Genomic DNA, 20,315 nt, shown 5'->3' on the forward strand with positions numbered 1-20,315 from the left:
ATTTCAAGTAGATATGACAAGTTAGAAAGGAATTATGCCAGCATGCTATCGCTGGCATTCATGTTGATGTGGCTACCTATGTATTGTTGAACACGGAATGTACAGCAAAGATCAACACGCCCTAATATTAAATTTATTTCGGAAAGCTAAAAAATAGCATCTCAAAAGTGAGAATTGCTTTTTTAGGATCGTCACAACCTCGATTTAACGCTAACCCCAAAGGAGAAATGTTGGCAATCAAGTAATTTCTTTTCCAAATTCCGCCACCTTTTGCTGACCAGTGTGTTAGTATCGCCGCTTTTTTTTGACGAACCTCACATTTAAGATGCAAGTGTGGGAGAAATACATAGGCTTGAATAAGCCAAATATAGCGAAGAAATAATGTCCAACTTGACGCAAGTCGCCAGTGAAAACATCAACGCAGAATTTACTTCTATTAATATCAATAAAGCCCAATCTTTGATTGAGAAGCTAGAGCTCAAAAACCCTGTGTTTTGGCTTAGTGGCAGCTTTTTAACCCTTTTTGTCATCCTCGCCTTCACCAACACTTCCGCATTGTCCGAACTAGTCAACATCGGCTTCAATTACTCAACCAAATGGTTCGGTGCTTTCTGGCAGGTTCTACTACTGCTCAATTTCATTATCGGCTTAGTGCTTGCATTAGGGCGTACCGGCCATGTTCGTTTAGGCAAGCTCGCGCTGCCTGAAATGACCACCTTTAAATGGATGTCTATCGTCCTCTGTACCCTATTAGCCGGTGGTGGTGTGTTCTGGGCGGCGGCTGAGCCGATCGCTCACTTTGTTTCCGCTCCGCCGCTGTATGGTCATACCGACCGTGAGGCAATGGCGTTCAATGCCTTGTCACAGTCTTTCATGCACTGGGGTTTCCTTGCATGGGCAATCTTGGGGGGGTTGTCTTCTATCGTACTTATGCACCTGCATTATGACAAAGGCCTCCCGCTTAAGCCTCGCACATTGCTTTATCCGGTATTGGGCAACAAGGCAATCAACAGCTGGATCGGTAACGTCATCGACGCGTGCAGCATTGTTGCTGTCGCTGCAGGCACCATCGGCCCGATTGGCTTCCTTGGCCTACAAATTAGCTATGCATTGAGTGAACTGTTTGGTATTTCAGACACGTTCGTCACACAAAGCATGGTTATCTTATTTGCTATAGCTATGTACACGCTTTCTGCTCTAAGTGGCGTAAACAAAGGCATCCAGCTGGTAAGTCGTTACAACATCATCTTGTCAGTGTGCCTCATCGGTTACATCTTAGTAGTTGGTCCAACGCGATTCATCGTTGACGGATACCTACAAGGCATGGGCGAAATGGTCGACAACTTCATCCCAATGGCGCTTTATCGCCAAGACACAGCATGGCTCAATGGCTGGACCGTGTTCTTCTGGGGCTGGTTCTTAGGCTATGGTCCAATGATGGCGATCTTCATTGCTCGTATTTCACGTGGTCGTACGATTCGTCAAATGATCGTTTCTATCAGTATCATTGCACCATTAGTCACGTGCTTTTGGTTCAGCATCGTCGGTGGTAGTGGCTTAGCGTTTGAACTGGAGAACCCCGGCGTCATTTCGAGTGCGTTCGAAGGCTTTAACCTTCCAGCTGTACTACTGGCCATTACCTCTCAATTGCCGTTTCCTACGCTGATTTCGATTTTGTTCCTGATCCTAACGACCACCTTTATCGTGACGACGGGTGACTCGATGACTTACACCATCAGCGTGGTGATGACTGGTACAACAGAGCCGAACGCAGCCGTACGTAGTTTCTGGGGCGTCATCATGGGTGCAGTCGCCATTGCGCTTATCTCAATGGGCTCTGGTGGTATATCGGCCTTGCAGTCGTTCATTGTGATAACAGCGGCTCCCGTTTCGTTCATCTTACTGCCGTGCCTATGGCAAGCTCCTAAGATCGCGAAACAGATGGCGAAAGAGCAAGGTATCGCTTAATACGCCTTCCCTGCTGGGCTAATGGCTCCGCACATTGACGTTTAGCGTATTGATTAAGTCTATCAGCACATAAAATGAAAAAGCCACTCAGATGTTAATCAGAGTGGCTTTTTGCTATGTGGTATTTTTGCTATATATCATTTTTTTCATACAGAGTTATTTAAACTTTCTTGCGATATACGGACGCGGTTGATCTCTATGTATTTCTCTCTGAGCTGCAATCGCTCGGTTCTTACCTAAGGCCACTTTAATCTGGTACCAAGTTTCGTAAAACAAAGCGACGCCCGGACTCGACCACCACGTTTTGTTGTAGAGTTTTTTATTGGCAGCAACGACATCTGGTGAGCGATTAGCGCATTCAAGTGCCAAGACATAAGCTTCTGCGTAGGGATCTGCGGCGATTTTCGTCACTACCCCATATTGCTGGGCTGTTTCCGCATCGATCACTTTGGCCGTCATTGCCATTTCTAGGGTGTGATCTTTGCGCATCAACTCTCGAAAGGCGATGGCCCCACCCATATCAGGAATTAAGCCCCACTTGGCCTCTAGTATCGAAAAGTTTGCGTCCGGACTGGCAATTCTGAAATCGCCCCCACTGACCAATTGCAGGCCGCCTCCCCAACAGCGCCCATGAATGGCAAAAATAACCGGGCATGGAATATCTCGCCAGCCAAGTGAAAAACGCTGAGCAGCATTCGGCAATATCGGTAACCATTTAAAAAGAAGCTTGAGCGCTCCCGATTTACTGGTCAAAAGGGATTTAACATCGAGCCCTGAACAAAAATCGGATCCCTTACCTTTCACTATTACGGCGCGAATTTCAGTGTTCTTTTTCAACTGACTCACAATGTTGTTCACCCCTTGAAACATCGCCATATCAATAGCATTGAGCTTATCGGGGCGATTCAGCACAACCGTCGCAATCTGGTTTTCATCAATGGAGCACGTAAGGCGTTCAAGTTCAGGCATTTTTGCTATCCAATTTAGTAGTCTGACCTTTAGGTTAATCACGGATGCAAAATTGGCTATCGAGAATCGAGAATCGAGAGCTAGATTGGCTAACATTTTCTCACACTGACAAAACTCGCCCAGAGCCGCTCAGAGTCCGCAACGGCTTAGGCTATCAACGTGATTCAAGAAAGTATGAGTTGGAGAAACTAGCTAAGCTGGCACTCTTTTGCTTCTTGGCAGCTAAAACCACGCAAGATATTAAACAGAGTGATCAAGGTAAACACGGTGACCATCAGAGATAAGTGCCACACTTCACCCAGCCCTAATTTAACTAACCCCATACTCACTAACGAAGAGACCACCATCTGCCCACCACCGGACATGGCTGCGGCTGCGGCTGCACCTGCATTCTTTTTGTGTGGCAACATCACTAACGCTTGAGCACAAGGCAGCGCAATACCATTGCCAAGTATCATCAAAAACTGACCAATCATTAGGTACAAAGGCTCAACGGGGCAAAAGAAAAACCATAATGCAGCACAGACGTGTAGTACAGGCGTGCATAACAGGGTTTTCTTACTGCCTAATATTGGGCGAATTCGGTTACACAAAGTGGTGCCACCTAGCATGCCCAATGCAGGGATCACCGCCCACATGGCGTATTCGTCCGACGTCATCCCAATCTGGTTTTGCATAATAAACGGCATTACTGACACTGTGGTGATCATCAAGCTAAAGTTAATCCACCCAATGCTCGCAAAACTCATGAAATAGCGTGACGTCAGTAACTCTTTATATTGATTCGCCATTTTTTTCGGTGAAGGGATCGCCGAAAACTGGGTCACGGTTTCCTTAAACTTAAAGGCCAACACTACCCAAGCCACTGCAACGTAACCAAATAGCGAAATGAACACCATACTCCAGCCAAAGTGGAAGTTAATAAACCCACCAATAACAGGGGCAACTAACGGCGTAATAGACGCCACCATCGCGATATAAGACATCGCCAATGGTAAGTCAGCGCCGTTAAATCTATCGCGTGTTGAGGCACGAGCCAATACCGCACAACAACCCGTGCCTAAACCTTGTAAGAATCGCCCCATCACCATGCTGGTAAACGAATGGCTAAAGAATATGATCATCAACAGGCCAAGCATCGCGAGCAATAAGCCACTCAGCAAAACCTTTTTCCGCCCCAATGCGTCTGAGATAGGGCCATAGATAAACTGGGAAGGACCAAAGCCCAACAGATAGACACTCACCAGAAGTTGAGCTTGCTCTAGTGAAACATTGAAGTCTTTGGCGATCCAAGGCAGTGATGGAAACACCAAGCCCATGCTAAGCTGTCCTATACTGATGACCAGGCATGCAAGCAAGATTGATTTAAAGCTAAATCGACGACTCACGATGCAATACTTCCATTTGCAAAGATGACTTGGCATCGCAACAGACCACATAATGGCAGAGAAAATAACGAAGATATCGCAGGCTTGGTATTCATAGTGCTCCGAGAAGGATCAAGTAGATAATGGCAAGGTAACCATACGTGAGCTTGTTTATTCATACAATAACCCTTGAACTCAATATATGAATAATCACTTTTCACTGAATTTCGCCTTGCACGTTTAGAGCGCAAGCTAAACCAGACATCCGCGATACCTTGGACAATAAAGGGACTTAAATGAACACTCATCACCGTATTATTTCGTGCGTTTTAGCGCTAGTCGCCTCCGGGCCAATCCCTTCAGCCTTGGCATGGCAGGCAGAGAAGATCACTGACGGGCTAGAGATACCTTGGGGCTTAGCCTATGTTAACGATGAATCTATGCTGATCACCGAGAAATCAGGTGTCATTAAACACGTCGATTTAAAAACGGGCGACCAAAGTATCCTGTTTAGACTGCCAGATGTGTGGGCTAAGGGACAAGGCGGCGCACTGGATATTGCTTTGTCTCCTTTTGAAAAAGACAAGCTCTATGTCACTTACAGTAAAAACACCAAAAATGACGGCGTCACAGCTATTGCTTCTATCAATTATATCGATGGTAAAGTCTCCAACTGGAAAGACGTGTTTGTCTCTGAATCTAGAACCGATACTGGTCGTCACTTTGGTAGCCGAATCACCTTTGATGATAGCCACCTGTACTTTTCAATTGGTGATCGGGGCGATCGAGATAACGGCCAAAATACAATGACTCATGCGGGCACTATACTGCGATTGAATGCCGACGGAAGTACACCAAGCGATAACCCATTCATCAACAACGACAAGGTACTCGACGAGATCTGGAGTTTTGGTCATCGCAATCCGCAAGGGCTATTTTACGACTTCCCGACTCAAAAACTGTGGTCGATAGAACATGGCCCTCGGGGTGGAGATGAAATCAACCTGATAAAAGCGGGCGCAAACTACGGCTGGCCCATCACATCACACGGCAAAGAGTATTGGGGACCGATTAACGTCGGCGAATCGAAAACGAAAGCGGGTATTGAGCCTCCGGTAAAGGTGTATGTTCCCTCTATAGCGCCTAGCAGTTTGGTGGTCTATCAAGGTGACAAATACCCACAGCTCAAAGGCAAGCTACTGGCTGGCGCTTTAAAGCTCACCCACATCAATATCGTGACTGTGGACAAGCAAGGTCGTGCAATCGATGAACAACGTATCTTAGAAGATTTAGGCGAGAGAGTAAGAGATATTGAGATGTCCCCAAGCGGAGATATTTATTTCAGCACTGACAACGGCAACCTATATCGGTTGAATCCATGACCACTTGAAACTTTGAGGGCTTTATACCTTTATGATAATAACTTACCGATAAAGCCGTTAAACTTAACCATTTAGCGGCTTTAAACTTAAACACCTTCATTGAGCCCACTAAAAACAGGGGGAATGACTCCAAAATCGTCATTAAATTGAAGTGCGTTTGTCACAAAAACGACAACAAATCACCATCTCCCTGTAACTGCATGATATTTAAGGAATGGAAAGTTTGACTACCCCCAAATTTCTGCAACCTTTCGCTATGGATTCGATTGACTATCCCCTGATTTGATTTAGACTCCATTTCGGCTAGAAAGAAAGTTCTTTGTATATAAACATTTCGTTGGATTACTAGTAACCCCGTTGTGTTGTACGCAATAGCAATAAACTTTTCCACGCTATCTGTGCCACAATTGGCTCAAAATAAAAAATTTAATTTTAGGGATAACATCATGTCTAACACAGTTACTGGTACAGTAAAATGGTTCAACGAAACTAAAGGCTTCGGCTTCATTCAACAAGAAAACGGTCCAGACGTATTCGCACACTTCTCTGCGATCACTGGCGAAGGTTTCAAAACTCTTGCTGAAGGCCAAAAAGTTGAGTTCGTTGTATCTCAAGGTCAAAAAGGCCCACAAGCTGACAGTATCAAAGTACTTTAGTTTAGTATTTTAAAGCTTTCTAAAAATAGCCAGCCTTTGCTGGCTATTTTGTTACACGCCATTCAGCAATTTAAGGTAAGATTCCCCTTCACTATTTTTACCTAAGACACCCCATCAATGGCTCTCAAACCGACAATCTATAAGTTTCGTATCTCTTTAACCGATATGAATCGCGACTATTACGACTCTTTTAACCTCACCATTGCCCAACACCCTTCAGAAACAGAGCAGCGTATGATGGCTCGTATCATGGCTTTCTGTATCAATGCATCTCCTGAACTTGAGTTCACTAAAGGATTATCTAGCATCGAAGAGCCCGATTTGTGGCAGAAGTCGTTAGATGACCAAATTCTTGAATGGATTGATGTCGGCGAACCGGATCCAGAACGCGTGAAAAAAGCGACTCGCCTATCAAAGTCAGTGAGCGTGTTCAGCTTCAACACCAAATCGAATGTTTGGTGGGAACAGAACAAGGGTAAATTCGGTTACCTGAAAGCTCAGATCGTTCGTCTAGACAATGATGGTATCGAGCAACTGGCCGCGATGACGCAGCGTACAATGGATCTTTCAGTGATGCTGAGCGGCAACGCGGCCTTCATCAACAGCGACACGCAATCAGCAGAAGTAACGTGGGAAGAGCTGCAGAGTAATGACTGAGCTTAAGCAACAAGTTACTTATTTCAAGCAACAAACCGCCGAGCTGGAGCAAAAGGCCAAAGCTAAGCAGCGAGTGAAAACCAAGCTTCATCTATGTTTACAAGAAGCAGGGGTAGAGTCAGTAAAAGCGATTGTGACGGGCTACGAGAAAGAACTGGCATCATTTATTGATGAAAACCACGCTCTTTTCAAACACGCTTGCGAGAATAAGCCCAACAACTCTGAACGCCAAACGCTGCTTGGGCTGCTCACTAAGGTCCATATCGATGCAATCTATCGCTTTGAAAGTCATAAAGATGCCAGTGAAGCGATGCAAAGTGTATTCGATAATACGGTAGGTCGTGAGCATAGCGGCAAGTTTCAAAATGCGAACGCCCAGCAGTTATCCTTGGTCACCCATTTGTGGTTGTTCATTCAAGGGCGACTGGGGATGGATTACAGCTTAGCCAATGATCATGCGGCAAGCACGGCTGCGCTACTGTCTCGCTTATCGAGAAGTACAGAAGATGAGATTCGCGTCGCCTTCATGGCTAGTTTCTATGATGGCTTGGATCTCTATCAAGTCGAAAACAAACCATCTGGCTTGATTCATCGCGTTAAGCGTTGGTTTAATCTTTCTTAAACAGCCACCAGCGACTGTCTAGGGCGTGTTGCTCTTTCTGCAAAAATCAGCTCGAAAGATCAACACGCCCTAGTGACGCTCTATATACTTTCAACTGGAAATAAACAGTTAAGATATAGAGCGTACTTTTCCTCCACTTCCTAATAAACTTCAATCAAGCGCGAATTTATTGTCAGTGATAACGAAAGTGCTCTGGCGAAAAAGACAAAAAAGCCCCGCTTATGCGAGGCTTAGAATGTCTTTCAACCAACATCGATATACAGAGGCTAAATCGCGTTCATCAAATAACGAAACGGATTAACGCAGACCATGTAAGAACTCGTGACGCGTTGCTGGGTTTGATTTAAAAATACCACCGAGTGCCGTTGTTGTTGTTTCGCTGGTCGCATCCATCACACCGCGAGATTTTACGCAATAGTGAACCGCATCCATGGTCACGGCAACGTCATCTGTTTCAAGTAACGTTTGTAATGCCACCAGAATTTGCTGGGTCATACGCTCCTGAACTTGAGGACGCTGGGCAAAGAAGCGGACAATTCGGTTGATCTTCGACAGACCAATGATCTTGCCTTGTGGGATATACGCGACGGCGGTCTTACCATCGATGGTCACCAAGTGATGCTCACAAGTGCTGGTCACGGTAATGTCTTTGACACGTACCATCTCACGAACACCCATCTTGTTTTCAATCACGGTAATTTTCGGGAAATTGCTGTAATCCAGACCAGAGAAAATTTCATCCACGTACATTTTGGCAATACGTTGCGGTGTTTCTTCGAGGCTATCGTCCGAAAGATCAAGTTCAAGCAGAGTAAGAATCTCACGCATATGGTGTTCGATTCGTTCCTTTTTCTCTTCTCGGCTCACCTGATTAGGACGCATGGGTGTCTCTAATCCACGGCTTGCTAGCGCATCTTTCACCAACTTCGCTGATTCGCTAAGACCTGACATTAAACTTCCTCTTGTATTACCCCTTTTGGATGGAAAACAAGGATACTCGTAATTTTGAATAAATACACTCATATTTTAAGTGAGGTCATTATTTACGGGGCTTAAACTATGCTAAAGTGACGAGCATTTCGTTGGTCAAATCGGTGTTCTCATACCGATTAAAACACCATCGCCAACCACTAAATCAGAATAATAACGATCAAAGGAATTCAATTATGGGCTGTTGCGACGCTCCTGGCTTGATGCCAATTGAAGAAGCACTAGATAAGCTGCTATCACCAATTAAACCGATTCAAACCACCATGTCACTCCCTTTAGCGGATGCATTAGGTTACGTTCTTGCTGAAGATGTCCTTTCTCCTATTTTCGTTCCTCCTTTTGATAACTCAGCGATGGATGGCTATGCACTACGCTTGGCGGATCTTGAGAAGAGTAAAATACTGCCGTTGGCGGGTAAATCTTTCGCGGGTCAACCATTTGAAGGCGAGTGGCCTAGCAACACCTGTATTCGCATCATGACCGGCGCAAAAATCCCTGAAGGTTGTGACGCAGTGATCATGCAAGAAAATACTCGTGAAACTGACACTGGTATTGAAATTCAACAAGACAACATCAAGCTCAACAATAATATTCGCCCGACCGGAGATGACATCAAGCAAGGTGATATCGTACTTAACCGTGGTGAGCGTCTAACACCACGTGATATCCCAATGATCGCTTCACTCGGTGTGAGCCATGTAACTGTAGCACACAAACCGAAAGTCGCTTTCTTCTCGACGGGCGATGAGCTAAAGCCATTGGGCCAACCCCTTGAAGATGGTCAGATCTACGACAGCAACCGCTACGGTATTAAACCACTGATTGAAGCATTTGGTTGTGAAGCTATCGATTTAGGCATTATTCCTGACTGCCCTGCTACGCTAAAAGAAACCTTCGTTAAAGCTCAAGAATTGGCAGACGTTGTGGTGACTTCTGGTGGTGTGAGTGTCGGTGAAGCGGATTACACAAAAGATATTTTGGAAGAACTCGGTCAAATCGGCTTTTGGAAACTGGCTATTAAACCGGGTAAGCCGTTTGCATTCGGTGAGTTGGATAACGCATGGTTCTGTGGCTTACCGGGTAACCCTGTCTCGGCAATGATGACGATGTATGTTTTGGTGCAGCCTATGCTGGCGAAACTAGCAGCTCATACAGCATGGACAGCCCCAGAGTCGATTCCGGCGATCACTAAGTCTGCATTCAAAAAAGCCCCAGGCCGTACCGATTACCAACGAGGTATCTACTCGATTGAAAACGGACAGTTTGTGGTAGAGACAACGGGCAACCAAAGCTCTGGCGCTTTTCGCTCAATGAGCTTAGCCAATTGCTTTGTGGTTCTAGAGCGTGAACGCGGCCGAGTCGAAGTCGGCGAAACGGTTCAGATTCAACTGTTTAACTCGACGCTTTACTAACGAGGCTGCTGATGGAAATACTGTCTGATACAGAAATGCTTCGCTACAACCGCCAGATCATCCTCAAGCAGTTTGATTTTGAAGGCCAAGAAGCGCTGAAACAGAGTTCAATCTTAGTGTTAGGTGCAGGTGGTCTAGGTTGCGCCTCCGCGCAATACCTCGCGACTGCGGGCATTGGTAAGCTGACACTGATTGACGATGATATTGTCGAGCTTTCTAACTTACAGCGACAAGTACTTCACACCGATGCGGATATTGGTAAGAAAAAGGTCGATTCTGCAGCAGAGTCGCTGCGAGTATTAAACCCTCATCTGACAATTGAAACCGTTAACCATCGGCTTGATGACCAAGCACTCGCTCGCTTAATTGAAGAACACTCACTGGTGCTTGATGCCAGCGACAACGTTGAAACGCGCAATCAACTTAACCGTTTGTGTTACGCCTCAAAAACGCCACTCGTATCGGGGGCTGCGATTCGCATGGAAGGCCAAATCAGTGTTTTCACTTACCAAGACGCAGATGCCCCCTGCTATCAATGCTTGAGTGCTCTATTTGGCACGGCTGCACTAAGCTGTGTTGAAGCGGGTGTTATGGCCCCTGTTGTAGGAATGGTTGGTGCGGCTCAGGCTTTGGAAGCCATTAAAGTGATTGCTCAATTTGGCCAGCCCAAACAAGGCAAGCTACTCATTCTCGATGCCATGTCCCACAGTTGGCGTGAAATGAATTTAATGAAGATGCCTCATTGCTCAGTGTGTGGCTAAGCGATTCAAGTAACTCAGCTCTACCCTACAAACGTTTCAGCCCTGACACTCAATCAGGGCTTTTTTATGAATAGCTGTTTATGAATAGCTGTTTATGAATAGAACTCAGTATTTCAAACCGATTTATCAATTTGGAACAACAGCTGAGAAGTTTGTTTTATTTAAATTCTCAATTTGAGAAAGTAACAAAAAACATCAAGACTAGACCATAAAAATAACATAAAATCAGCAAGTTAAACTTTGGCACGTAACTTGATTAAGTATCTAAACCTTCCATACAAGGATGTAGATATGAGAATCACCACGTTAAGCATGCTATTAAGTGCTCCCCTAGTCGTCAATGCTGCGCCATTCGATACCTGTCCAAGTCAGGCTTACCTGTTTCAATCAAAACCCGTTGAAGTATGGGGGGTTAACCTAGTGACTGGTTCAACGACTTTACTCGAAGACGATACGGGCATGAATGCCAATATTAATGGCGTCGGCTTCGATTTTGAAGACAGATATATCTACGGCTATGACACCACCAACAAACGCTTAGTTCGTCTTGGTCAAGACTTTCAAGCCGAAGTGATCAATACCAGTGGCTTGCCGACCGACCACACCTTCTATGTCGGTGATGTCTATCAACACGTTTACTACCTCTACCGTAAAGGAAAAGGGTTATTCACCGTCGACCTCTCCCCTTTAGACAGCGATCCAAGCGCGACGGTGACAGTTAACAAAATTGCAGGCAGCCCAGCAAGCGTCAATTTAACCGACTTTGCTTTTCATCCAAGTGACGGCTCGCTCTACGGGATTGATAATAACTCCGGCGGCTTATACCGATTTAACCCGACCACAGGTGCCGAAACTTACATCGGTAATACCGGAGAGCTGGGTACGTTCGGAGCGGGCTATTTTGATGTCAATGGCTACTACTACGTCTCTCGTAACCAAGATGGAAAGATCTACCGAATCAACTTATCTCCAGAAAACGCCGACAATATTGCCGAAGGCGTTGTTCCGGCGGTTGAATTCGTGTCCAACGGCCCATCTTCGAATCAAAATGATGGCGCACGTTGTGCCAATGCGCCAGTGGTCGATGAAGACTCCAACATCGACTTCGGTGATGCGCCTGATAGTTACCTAACCCTGCTTGCAAGCAACGGTCCTCGTCATGAATTGGATGGCATGACTTGGCTAGGGACAGATGCTCCTGATGCCGACCTCGATGGCTACGTCACCCCTCTATCCGATGAAAGTGTGGGCATTGACGACGAGTGGACCAACGGCGGGATCGGTTTTGTCACAGCACTGGAAGCCGGGCTGGATTCAAAAGTGGTTATTGAGGCTTCCACCACAGGTTACCTTTCTGCTTGGATCGACTGGAACCAAGATGGCAGCTTTGATGGAGACAATGAACAAGTGTTTACCGACTACTTTCTAGATGCAGGAGAAAACGAACTGTTCCTCAATGTAGACATCAACGCGCTAACCGGAACGACTTGGGCTCGCTTTAGATTCAGCCAGCAAACCAATTTGAATTACTTTGGTGGTTCAACGTCAGGGGAAGTGGTGGATATTCAAGTCGATGTACTTAACGATGGTGCGACGGCTCGTTATTTCCCAAGCGCTTCTGGCTACGCAACACTCGCTTATGAAGATAACTGGCCTTACAAAGCCGATTACGACATGAATGACGCAGTTATTATGTATCGTATTACAGAAATCCTTAAAGACGGAAAAGTCGTAAAATCCACTATCGATGGGCGCTTAGCGGCGGCAGGGGCATCGTACAGAAATGGCTTTGCGGTGCGTCTCCCTAATCTTGCTCCAAGCTCAGTCAACAGTGCAGGCTCCTACATGAAACACAAGGGTACCTTTACTGATTTGAACCTTGAGGATGGACGTAGTGAGGCGATCTTCGTTGTCGCAAATGACCTAACAGAAAAAATCAGCACCGATTGTAACTTCTACCGAACCAGTAACAGCTGTAAGAATGACGAACAGTTCTCGTTCCAAATCGGCATTAACTTAGTGGGTGATGGTGTGAGCACAGACAGTTGGACAGACATGCCTTACGACCCGTTCATTTTCGCAACGCCGGGGTATTATCACGGTGAAAACCTACCTCTGCATCCAGGACGTAGCTGGGAGGTCCACTTGCCTGATCAAGCCCCCACCGAAGCCTTTGATACCGCGAACTTATTTGACGCAGGCTTAGGGGTGGATGACAGTGATCCAGCGACAGGGAAGTATTTTAAAACGGCTGACAATCACCCTTGGGCATTGCTCATTACTTCTGATACTGAATGGGAATGGCCTATTGAACACATTGATATTGTGACGGCTTATCCACAGTTCAAACAATACGCTGAATCAGGCGGTGACGCCAACCAGACGTGGTATCAAACGCCCGCCGACAATCAATGCTACGCGCCTTAGGGAGAAACATTATGACGATTCACACTAAACCATACCTAAGCAATCATTGCGCTGATTCAAGTCGTGATCTCTCAGAGGAACAACGTATGTCTGTAGCAAACACTTGGAACGTAAAGAAATCGTACACCACTATTCTAGCAGTAATGCCATTGGTAATAGCTGGGTGTGGCGGCGGCGGAGGTGGCGGAGGCAGTACCTCTTCGCCATCACCAGCAACACCGTCTGATCCCGCAGCAGTGCTAACTCCGGTAACAGCAACGCCTTTGCCGTCTACCACATCCAGTGCGCCAGCAGCGCAAAGCTATACGATGAGTGATGTGGTGGTGCCTGATGGATTTGACTACAGCTCTGTCGAGCCGTTTAAGCTCGACATCAATATCAGCCATATTTCAACTGCACGCTCTTTTGTCACCGTTTATAGCCGCTATACAACCCGAGACGACGGGACACTAAAACCGGATTACTCCAGTAAAGTGATTGCAGGCCCATTAGACGCTGGTGTATTCGCCTCAAACTTTGCGGCCCCCGTAAACCAAGACTCACTGTTGATTGAGATTTGGTTTTACGATGGTCAGTCGCCACTGCAAAAAGTGGTCGCGAGCGGTGACTCGCAGATGGTTTGGTAGACGGTATTTAGGCCGCACTTTATAAACAGAAAGTGAACCGCCCTGTTCACTTTCTGTTTTGAGCAATCAAGCGATGACTAAAATTTCCCACTGACTGCATTCACTTTACTACCGTTCTCACTTATATTTTAAAGATAACCTTCAAAGACTTACTCTCATGAAACAGTTTAAAATAGGTCTATTTATCTTAATGTGTGGTGTAGGCGTATTAATGGCTCTCACCTATTACCCTCTCACATCAGAATCTGGACAGCGGATTCAAGCCAAGGTGATAGCGAACACGCTCACACAATCCTTAGATGGACACAGGCGTTATCTCACCGTTCAGACCGAAGACAACAAAGTATTTCGTATCTCCATAACACCGACCACAGACTGCCCTGTTGATTCTGTGGTCGCACTTGATACATTAGTCAATCAAATCACCGGACAAAGCAGTTATCAGTTCATTCACTGTCGAACTGTGCGCTAGTGATGGCCTTAGCGACATTTACCAATAAAACAAAAATAATGGATAGAACGACAATGAATCAGCCACTGATTTCACCGGAACAACTTCAACAACGTTTGCTAGAGAGCGATCTCGTCATTCTCGATGCCAGTATCGACTTTCAGATCCAGAGCGAGCCTGAAAAAGATAAACGACACGTCATTCCTGCTGCTATGCGTTTTGATTACGACACTCAGTTCAGTGATCCCGATGCCTCACTCCCGCATATGATGCCAAGTGAAGCGCGTTTTAATCAGCTAGCACGAGAGCTAGGCTTAAATAACAACTCTACCATCGTAGTGTATGACAATAGCGGCACTTTTGCTTCACCAAGAGCATGGTGGATGCTGAAAGCCATGGGACACAAAGAAGTGTACGTGCTCGATGGTGGCTTAACGGAATGGAAGAACGCTGGGCTACCTCTAGAGAGATCTTATGCCTCTCCTTCGGCCAACGGTGACTTTTGCGGGAAGCTCAACCCACGCTTTTTCCTATCCGCTGAACAGGTATTAGAGCAAACTGACAACGAGGCCAGCTTAACCGTCGATGTTCGCTCAAAAGCGCGTTTTTTTGCCGAAGTGCCAGAGCCTAGAGCGGAGCTCAGAAGCGGCCATATTCCAAACTCGGTTTGTCAGCCTTTTGCTGAGCTAATGAACGGCCATAAGATTAAGCCCGTAGAGCAGTTAAAGTCGATTCTTAATTCTTCAATCGCCCAAGATAAAAGTCACTATATCTTTAGTTGTGGATCTGGGGTGACCGCGTGCATTGTTCTACTCGCGAGCCAATTGTGTGGTTATGAAAACTTAGCCGTATATGACGGTTCATGGACTGAATGGGGCCAACGACAAGACTTACCAATTCAAACCGAGTAGTCCATCAAATCGGTAACCTGTCTAACCAGCAGCACTTAACAGATAGACCAAAGCAAAAACCCCCGCAGTGCGAGGGTTTCATTTGTGTCATATTGGGTCTATTTGCTCATCTCTTGATGCATGACTTCAACCAGATCCCCTGATGGGTCACCCGACAGCTCCCATGTAAAAATGCCCCCTAGCTTAGCCGATTTAGCCCACTCAACCTTAGCTTTAATCGAACGTTGGTCTTCAAAAGAGATAAACACTTTCTCTTTATCATTCCAAAGAAACGGGGCTTGAGCCTGTTCATCGTATTGATAGGCATAGTCTTAGTCTTAGTCTTCACCGTAGTTTTTCAGCAAATCCCAGAACATGAAGTATCCATTCTCTCCGGTACCAAACTCCGCGCCTTTCTCAAAGACTAAGTCGCCTTTCGGATTTCATAGCAATTTGATTTAGTTAAATTTTCTTCTCTAAACTCACACGCGCCATCTGCTCATCAAGATTTAGAACTGTTAACGCGTTACTCACCGTTGTTGCAATCACATCTATTGCTCCAGTTCTCAACGCTCCTAATAGTGCTAAAGGCTTGCTGTTTTCTGCGGCAATGGCGATAACTTCTGAAATGGGTCGAAATTCGTCTAGGCTCAAACCGATAACGCGATCACTCATGACAGTGTTGGCAGCTTTGCCGTGTACATCGAAAAAGTCATAGCCAGCAAAATCACCGACCACTCCTTGGAGTAAACGAGACTGAACCACTTCACCTGCGGTAAACCAACCCAAGTCGACCATATAGCTGTTTTCACTCATATCACCGATACCGACTAATGCAACATCGGCTTTGCGGGCGAGATCGAGAGTCTGCTTAACAGTACTGTTTTCCATGAATGCGGTTTTTTGAGCTTTGTTCTCTGCATAGGCTGGCGCATATAAGGTTTCAGAAGAGCCTCCATATTTTTTGGCGAGTTGTCTGCATATATGGTCGGCGTTAAACATCCCCCCTCTTGGGTGAATGCCGCCAATACCGCACACGAACTTACAGTCACGCGGGGTGATCACCCCAGTATAGTGAGCAACAGACGACACATTACGGCCTTGACCGACCGTCACCACCATGCCATTTTTTAAGGTACTGGTCAGATAGCTGGAGACCAAGCCTGCCACCTGCTGTCGTTGCTGTTCTTCATTTGGCTGATCCAGAGCAATCAACGCACGCTTGACACCAAAGCGATCAATCAAGCGTTGTTCTATCTTGGCACTGAATACAGGGTGGTATTTAACTGTGATCTCAACAATGCCTTCATCTCGGGCTTGTTTGAGCATTCGACCAACCTTTGCACGAGAGATAGAGTACTTTTTGGAGATCTCTTCTTGTGTCGCGCCATCCTGATAATAAGCAACTGCCACTTCAGTGAGGAGATCAGTGTTTTCTTCGGAAACATCTTGGATATTCTTACTCATATATCACGCAACCTATGTTTAACAATTATTTTACCTACTTAGGGACAAATGCTCTATGCATCAGCAAGTGATACATAAGTTTACACCTCGAACATATGTAGCAGCAAGGAACATTTGCTCACGGCAATATCCTTGGTTTTATTGTTGATTAATTCACCTCCTCATGCCCATTAAACGTTTGCTTGCATACCCCATGATTACTAGAGCGAAATATATTTGACTGAAGTCACCATACCGCACTATTTGCCGTTGACTTTGGGGCTAGATCGGATAAATATGACTACATCATTTACTCATCGAACGAACAAATGTTCTATGCAAATGTTCGTTCGGAGAAAAATTTAAATTAATGTAAGTTTGACTCACTGGTACAACCACTGAGAACTTTATTAGTTAGCTTGCAAATGCCCGCACCTCTATTCAATAAAATGGGGTGCTCTGCGATACATAGGACGATCAAAATGAGCAATAAATTAGAGCAACTTCGTAAACTGACCACTGTGGTAGCTGACACTGGCGATATTGAAGCGATTAGCAAATATACCCCTGAAGATGCGACAACTAATCCCTCTCTAATTCTTAAAGCCGCTCAAATTGCTGAGTACGCTCCTTTAATCGATGCGTCTATCGCATACGCTAAAGCGCAAAGCGATGATAAAACGCAGCAAGTTCAAGACACTTGCGACATGCTAAACGTAAACATCGGTAAAGAAATCCTGAAGGTTGTACCAGGCCGTATCTCTACTGAAGTCGATGCTCGTCTTTCTTACGATATGGAAGGCAGCGTTGCTAAAGCTCGTCAACTTATCAAAATGTACAACGACGCTGGCATCACTAACGATCGCATCCTGATCAAACTGGCTTCGACATGGGAAGGCATCCGCGCGGCTGAAATACTAGAGAAAGAAGGCATCAACTGTAATCTAACGCTGCTATTCTCTTTCGCGCAAGCACGTGCTTGTGCTGAAGCTGGCGTATTCCTAATATCTCCTTTCGTCGGCCGCATTATGGACTGGTACAAAGCGAAAGAAGGTCGTGACTTTGAAGCTTCAGAAGATCCAGGCGTAGTGTCGGTTTCTAGCATCTACAACTACTACAAAGAGCACGGTTACAAGACTGTTGTTATGGGCGCAAGCTTCCGTAACATCGGCGAGATCCTTGAACTTGCTGGCTGTGACCGTCTGACTATCGCACCTCAACTTCTAGCAGAACTCGAAGCCGCTGAAGGCGACGTCGTAGAGAAGCTTATCGACTCTAACGGCACTAAAGCTCGCCCAGCAGCAATGACTCACGCTGAGTTCCTATGGGATCACAACCAAGACCCAATGGCCGTTGAGAAACTGGCTGAAGGCATCCGCAACTTCGCTGTTGACCAAGGCAAACTAGAAGACATGATCGCAGCTAAGCTGTAATCACTCTTACCAAATTCAAATAGGGGGAACGTTCAGTTCCCCTACTTTTTTCAATTTTGTTTTTCTTAATTTTTATTCGGAAGTTCTTATGAATCGTAAGCATCTCGCCAACGCTATTCGTGCGCTAAGCATGGACGGCGTACAACAAGCAAATTCAGGTCATCCAGGCGCACCTATGGGTATGGCTGACATCGCTGAAGTACTTTGGCGCTCTCACCTAAACCACAACCCTGCAAACCCAGAGTGGGCCGACCGCGACCGTTTTATCCTGTCTAACGGCCACGGCTCAATGCTGATTTACTCTCTGCTTCACCTTGCAGGTTACGATCTTTCAATTGAAGATCTTAAGAACTTCCGTCAACTGCACTCTAAGACGCCAGGTCACCCAGAGTACGGCTACGCACCAGGCATCGAAACAACGACTGGTCCTCTAGGTCAAGGCATCACTAACGCTGTTGGTATGGCGATGGCTGAGAAAGCGCTCGCAGCACAATTCAACAAAGAAGGCCACGACATCGTCGACCACTATACTTATGCATTCATGGGTGATGGCTGTCTGATGGAAGGTATCTCTCACGAAGCGTGTTCTCTAGCGGGCACGCTAGGTCTTGGTAAGCTGGTTGCTTTCTGGGATGACAACGGCATCTCTATCGATGGTGAAGTTGAAGGTTGGTTCTCTGACGATACGCCTAAGCGTTTCGAAGCATACGGCTGGCACGTAATCCCAGCAGTAGATGGCCACGATGCTGATGCTATTAATGCAGCTATCGAAGCAGCTAAAGCAGATCCTCGCCCTACGCTAATCTGTACTAAAACAGTGATTGGCTTTGGTTCTCCAAACAAATCAGGTACGCACGACTGTCACGGTGCACCACTAGGCGCTGAAGAAATTGCAGCAACACGTAAAGAATTAGGTTGGGAGCACGGTCCTTTTGAAATTCCGTCGGAAGTTTACTCAGAGTGGGATGCGAAAGAAGCAGGCGCAGCTAAGGAAGCAGCGTGGAACGAGAAATTTGCAGCTTATGAAGCTGCATACCCTGAGCTGGCAGCTGAATTCAAACGCCGCGTAAACGGTGACCTACCTGCGCAGTGGGAAGAGAAAGCAAACCAAATCATTGCTGATCTTCAAGCTAACCCAGCAAACATCGCTTCACGTAAAGCATCTCAAAACGCGCTAGAAGCGTTCGGTGCTATGCTACCAGAATTCATGGGCGGCTCTGCTGACCTTGCGCCTTCTAACCTAACTATGTGGTCTGGTTCTAAGTCTCTTGAAGCCACTGACTTCTCTGGTAACTACATCCACTACGGTGTACGTGAATTCGGTATGACGGCTATCATGAACGGTATCGCTCTGCACGGTGGTTTCGTACCATACGGCGCAACCTTCCTAATGTTCATGGAATACGCGCGTAATGCTATGCGTATGGCTGCTCTGATGAAAGTTCAGAACATCCAAGTTTACACGCACGATTCTATCGGCCTAGGCGAAGATGGTCCTACTCACCAACCGGTTGAGCAGATCGCTTCTCTACGTCTGACTCCAAACATGAGCACATGGCGTCCATGTGACCAAGTTGAATCTGCAGTGGCTTGGAAACTGGCCATCGAGCGTAAAGATGGCCCAACATCGCTAATCTTCTCTCGTCAAAACCTTGCACAACAAGATCGCGACGCTGCACAAGTAGCTAACATAGCGCGCGGTGGTTACATCCTGAAAGATTGTGAAGGCAAGCCTGAGCTTATCCTTATTGCAACAGGTTCTGAAGTTGAGCTAGCGGTTAGCGCTGCTGCTGCACTCACCGCTGAAGGTAAGAAAGTACGCGTAGTTTCTATGCCTGCAACTGACGCGTTCGACAAGCAAGATGCTGAATACCGTGAGTCTGTACTTCCATCTGACGTAACTGCACGTATCGCAGTAGAAGCTGGTATCGCTGACTTCTGGTACAAGTACGTTGGTTTTGGTGGCAAGATCATCGGCATGACAACGTTCGGCGAATCTGCGCCAGCAGGCGAGCTATTCAAGATGTTCGGTTTCACTACTGAAAACGTAGTAAACACTGCGAAAGAGCTGCTAGCTTAATCTTGATTCAATTGTCTCGCCCTAAATTGGGTTGATACATACTGAAAGCCTCGCATGAAAATGCGGGGCTTTTTTAGATCGGTTGTCTATTCTTTTGCCCCACAAAAATGTATGGTCCGCCCCGTTATTGCAACTACAATTAAGTAATAACGGAGTTGGTTTGCGCTAATGTATTCGG

17 protein-coding genes and 2 pseudogenes are annotated in these 20,315 nt (G+C 46.2%); 14 read left to right on the forward strand and 5 right to left on the reverse strand.

Going from position 1 to position 20,315, the window contains the following annotated elements; translation table 11 throughout:
* Both Q1A70_RS14305 and Q1A70_RS14310 read left to right on the forward strand, forming a co-directional pair.
* Positions 1–90: pseudogene (locus Q1A70_RS14305) on the forward strand (IS5/IS1182 family transposase); the annotation flags it as partial.
* A gap of 291 nt (positions 91–381) precedes the next feature.
* Positions 382–1,968, forward strand: a complete 1,587-nt coding sequence (locus Q1A70_RS14310) for a BCCT family transporter (RefSeq protein ID WP_299692820.1) — start codon at positions 382–384, stop codon at positions 1,966–1,968.
* Positions 1,969–2,124: 156 nt separating this feature from the next.
* Here the strand turns inward: Q1A70_RS14310 and Q1A70_RS14315 are convergent, their stop codons facing one another.
* A complete protein-coding gene (locus Q1A70_RS14315; RefSeq protein WP_299692817.1) occupies positions 2,125–2,937 on the reverse strand; it encodes a crotonase/enoyl-CoA hydratase family protein in 813 nt (270 codons plus the stop codon).
* Positions 2,938–3,125: 188 nt separating this feature from the next.
* Complete coding sequence (locus Q1A70_RS14320) at positions 3,126–4,325, reverse strand: multidrug effflux MFS transporter (RefSeq protein WP_299692814.1); 1,200 nt, start codon at positions 4,323–4,325, stop codon at positions 3,126–3,128.
* A gap of 275 nt (positions 4,326–4,600) precedes the next feature.
* Between Q1A70_RS14320 and Q1A70_RS14325 the strand changes: the two genes are divergently transcribed.
* From Q1A70_RS14325 to Q1A70_RS14340, 4 genes are all read left to right on the forward strand, one after another.
* Complete coding sequence (locus Q1A70_RS14325; RefSeq protein WP_299692811.1) at positions 4,601–5,686, forward strand: PQQ-dependent sugar dehydrogenase; 1,086 nt, start codon at positions 4,601–4,603, stop codon at positions 5,684–5,686.
* Positions 5,687–6,132: 446 nt separating this feature from the next.
* Positions 6,133–6,342, forward strand: coding sequence for a cold-shock protein (locus Q1A70_RS14330; RefSeq protein ID WP_004737278.1), 210 nt, complete (start codon positions 6,133–6,135; stop codon positions 6,340–6,342).
* Between the two features lie 117 nt (positions 6,343–6,459).
* Complete coding sequence (locus Q1A70_RS14335) at positions 6,460–6,999, forward strand: YaeQ family protein (RefSeq protein ID WP_299692798.1); 540 nt, start codon at positions 6,460–6,462, stop codon at positions 6,997–6,999.
* Positions 6,992–7,621 (forward strand): hypothetical protein, encoded by a 630-nt coding sequence (locus Q1A70_RS14340; RefSeq protein WP_299692795.1) that lies wholly within the window; start codon positions 6,992–6,994, stop codon positions 7,619–7,621. The genes Q1A70_RS14335 and Q1A70_RS14340 overlap by 8 nt, the downstream gene beginning before the upstream one ends.
* A 297-nt stretch (positions 7,622–7,918) precedes the next feature.
* Here Q1A70_RS14340 and folE read toward each other — a convergent pair whose 3' ends face one another.
* Entirely contained in the window at positions 7,919–8,572 is a 654-nt protein-coding gene (folE, locus tag Q1A70_RS14345; protein WP_299692792.1) for a GTP cyclohydrolase I FolE, read from the reverse strand.
* A 215-nt stretch (positions 8,573–8,787) separates the two neighbouring features.
* Between folE and moeA the strand changes: the two genes are divergently transcribed.
* From moeA to Q1A70_RS14375, 6 genes are all read left to right on the forward strand, one after another.
* Positions 8,788–10,023 carry a molybdopterin molybdotransferase MoeA gene (gene moeA / locus Q1A70_RS14350; protein ID WP_299692789.1) on the forward strand — a complete coding sequence of 412 codons (1,236 nt, stop codon included), beginning with the start codon at positions 8,788–8,790 and terminating at the stop codon, positions 10,021–10,023.
* Positions 10,024–10,034: 11 nt separating this feature from the next.
* Positions 10,035–10,784 (forward strand): molybdopterin-synthase adenylyltransferase MoeB, encoded by a 750-nt coding sequence (gene moeB / locus Q1A70_RS14355; protein ID WP_299692786.1) that lies wholly within the window; start codon positions 10,035–10,037, stop codon positions 10,782–10,784.
* 291 nt (positions 10,785–11,075) lie between these two features.
* Positions 11,076–13,211, forward strand: coding sequence for an LruC domain-containing protein (locus Q1A70_RS14360; protein ID WP_299692783.1), 2,136 nt, complete (start codon positions 11,076–11,078; stop codon positions 13,209–13,211).
* Positions 13,212–13,222: 11 nt separating this feature from the next.
* Complete coding sequence (locus tag Q1A70_RS14365; protein ID WP_299692780.1) at positions 13,223–13,837, forward strand: hypothetical protein; 615 nt, start codon at positions 13,223–13,225, stop codon at positions 13,835–13,837.
* A 157-nt stretch (positions 13,838–13,994) separates the two neighbouring features.
* Positions 13,995–14,309, forward strand: coding sequence for a hypothetical protein (locus tag Q1A70_RS14370; RefSeq protein ID WP_299692777.1), 315 nt, complete (start codon positions 13,995–13,997; stop codon positions 14,307–14,309).
* Positions 14,310–14,362: 53 nt separating this feature from the next.
* Positions 14,363–15,199, forward strand: coding sequence for a sulfurtransferase (locus Q1A70_RS14375; RefSeq protein ID WP_299692774.1), 837 nt, complete (start codon positions 14,363–14,365; stop codon positions 15,197–15,199).
* A 98-nt stretch (positions 15,200–15,297) separates the two neighbouring features.
* On the opposite strand, the pseudogene Q1A70_RS14380 reads toward Q1A70_RS14375, so the two are convergent.
* Positions 15,298–15,609, reverse strand: a pseudogene (locus tag Q1A70_RS14380) (glycosyl hydrolase family 18 protein); the annotation flags it as partial.
* A 31-nt stretch (positions 15,610–15,640) separates the two neighbouring features.
* Entirely contained in the window at positions 15,641–16,645 is a 1,005-nt protein-coding gene (locus tag Q1A70_RS14385; protein WP_299692771.1) for a sugar-binding transcriptional regulator, read from the reverse strand.
* Positions 16,646–17,106: 461 nt separating this feature from the next.
* Between Q1A70_RS14385 and tal the strand changes: the two genes are divergently transcribed.
* Positions 17,107–18,057 carry a transaldolase gene (gene tal / locus Q1A70_RS14390; RefSeq protein WP_299692768.1) on the forward strand — a complete coding sequence of 317 codons (951 nt, stop codon included), beginning with the start codon at positions 17,107–17,109 and terminating at the stop codon, positions 18,055–18,057.
* An 88-nt stretch (positions 18,058–18,145) separates the two neighbouring features.
* Entirely contained in the window at positions 18,146–20,137 is a 1,992-nt protein-coding gene (gene tkt, locus Q1A70_RS14395) for a transketolase (protein ID WP_299692765.1), read from the forward strand.
* Positions 20,138–20,315 lie beyond the last annotated feature (178 nt).

Source organism: uncultured Vibrio sp., from assembly GCF_947488985.1.
Classification (GTDB): domain Bacteria; phylum Pseudomonadota; class Gammaproteobacteria; order Enterobacterales; family Vibrionaceae; genus Vibrio.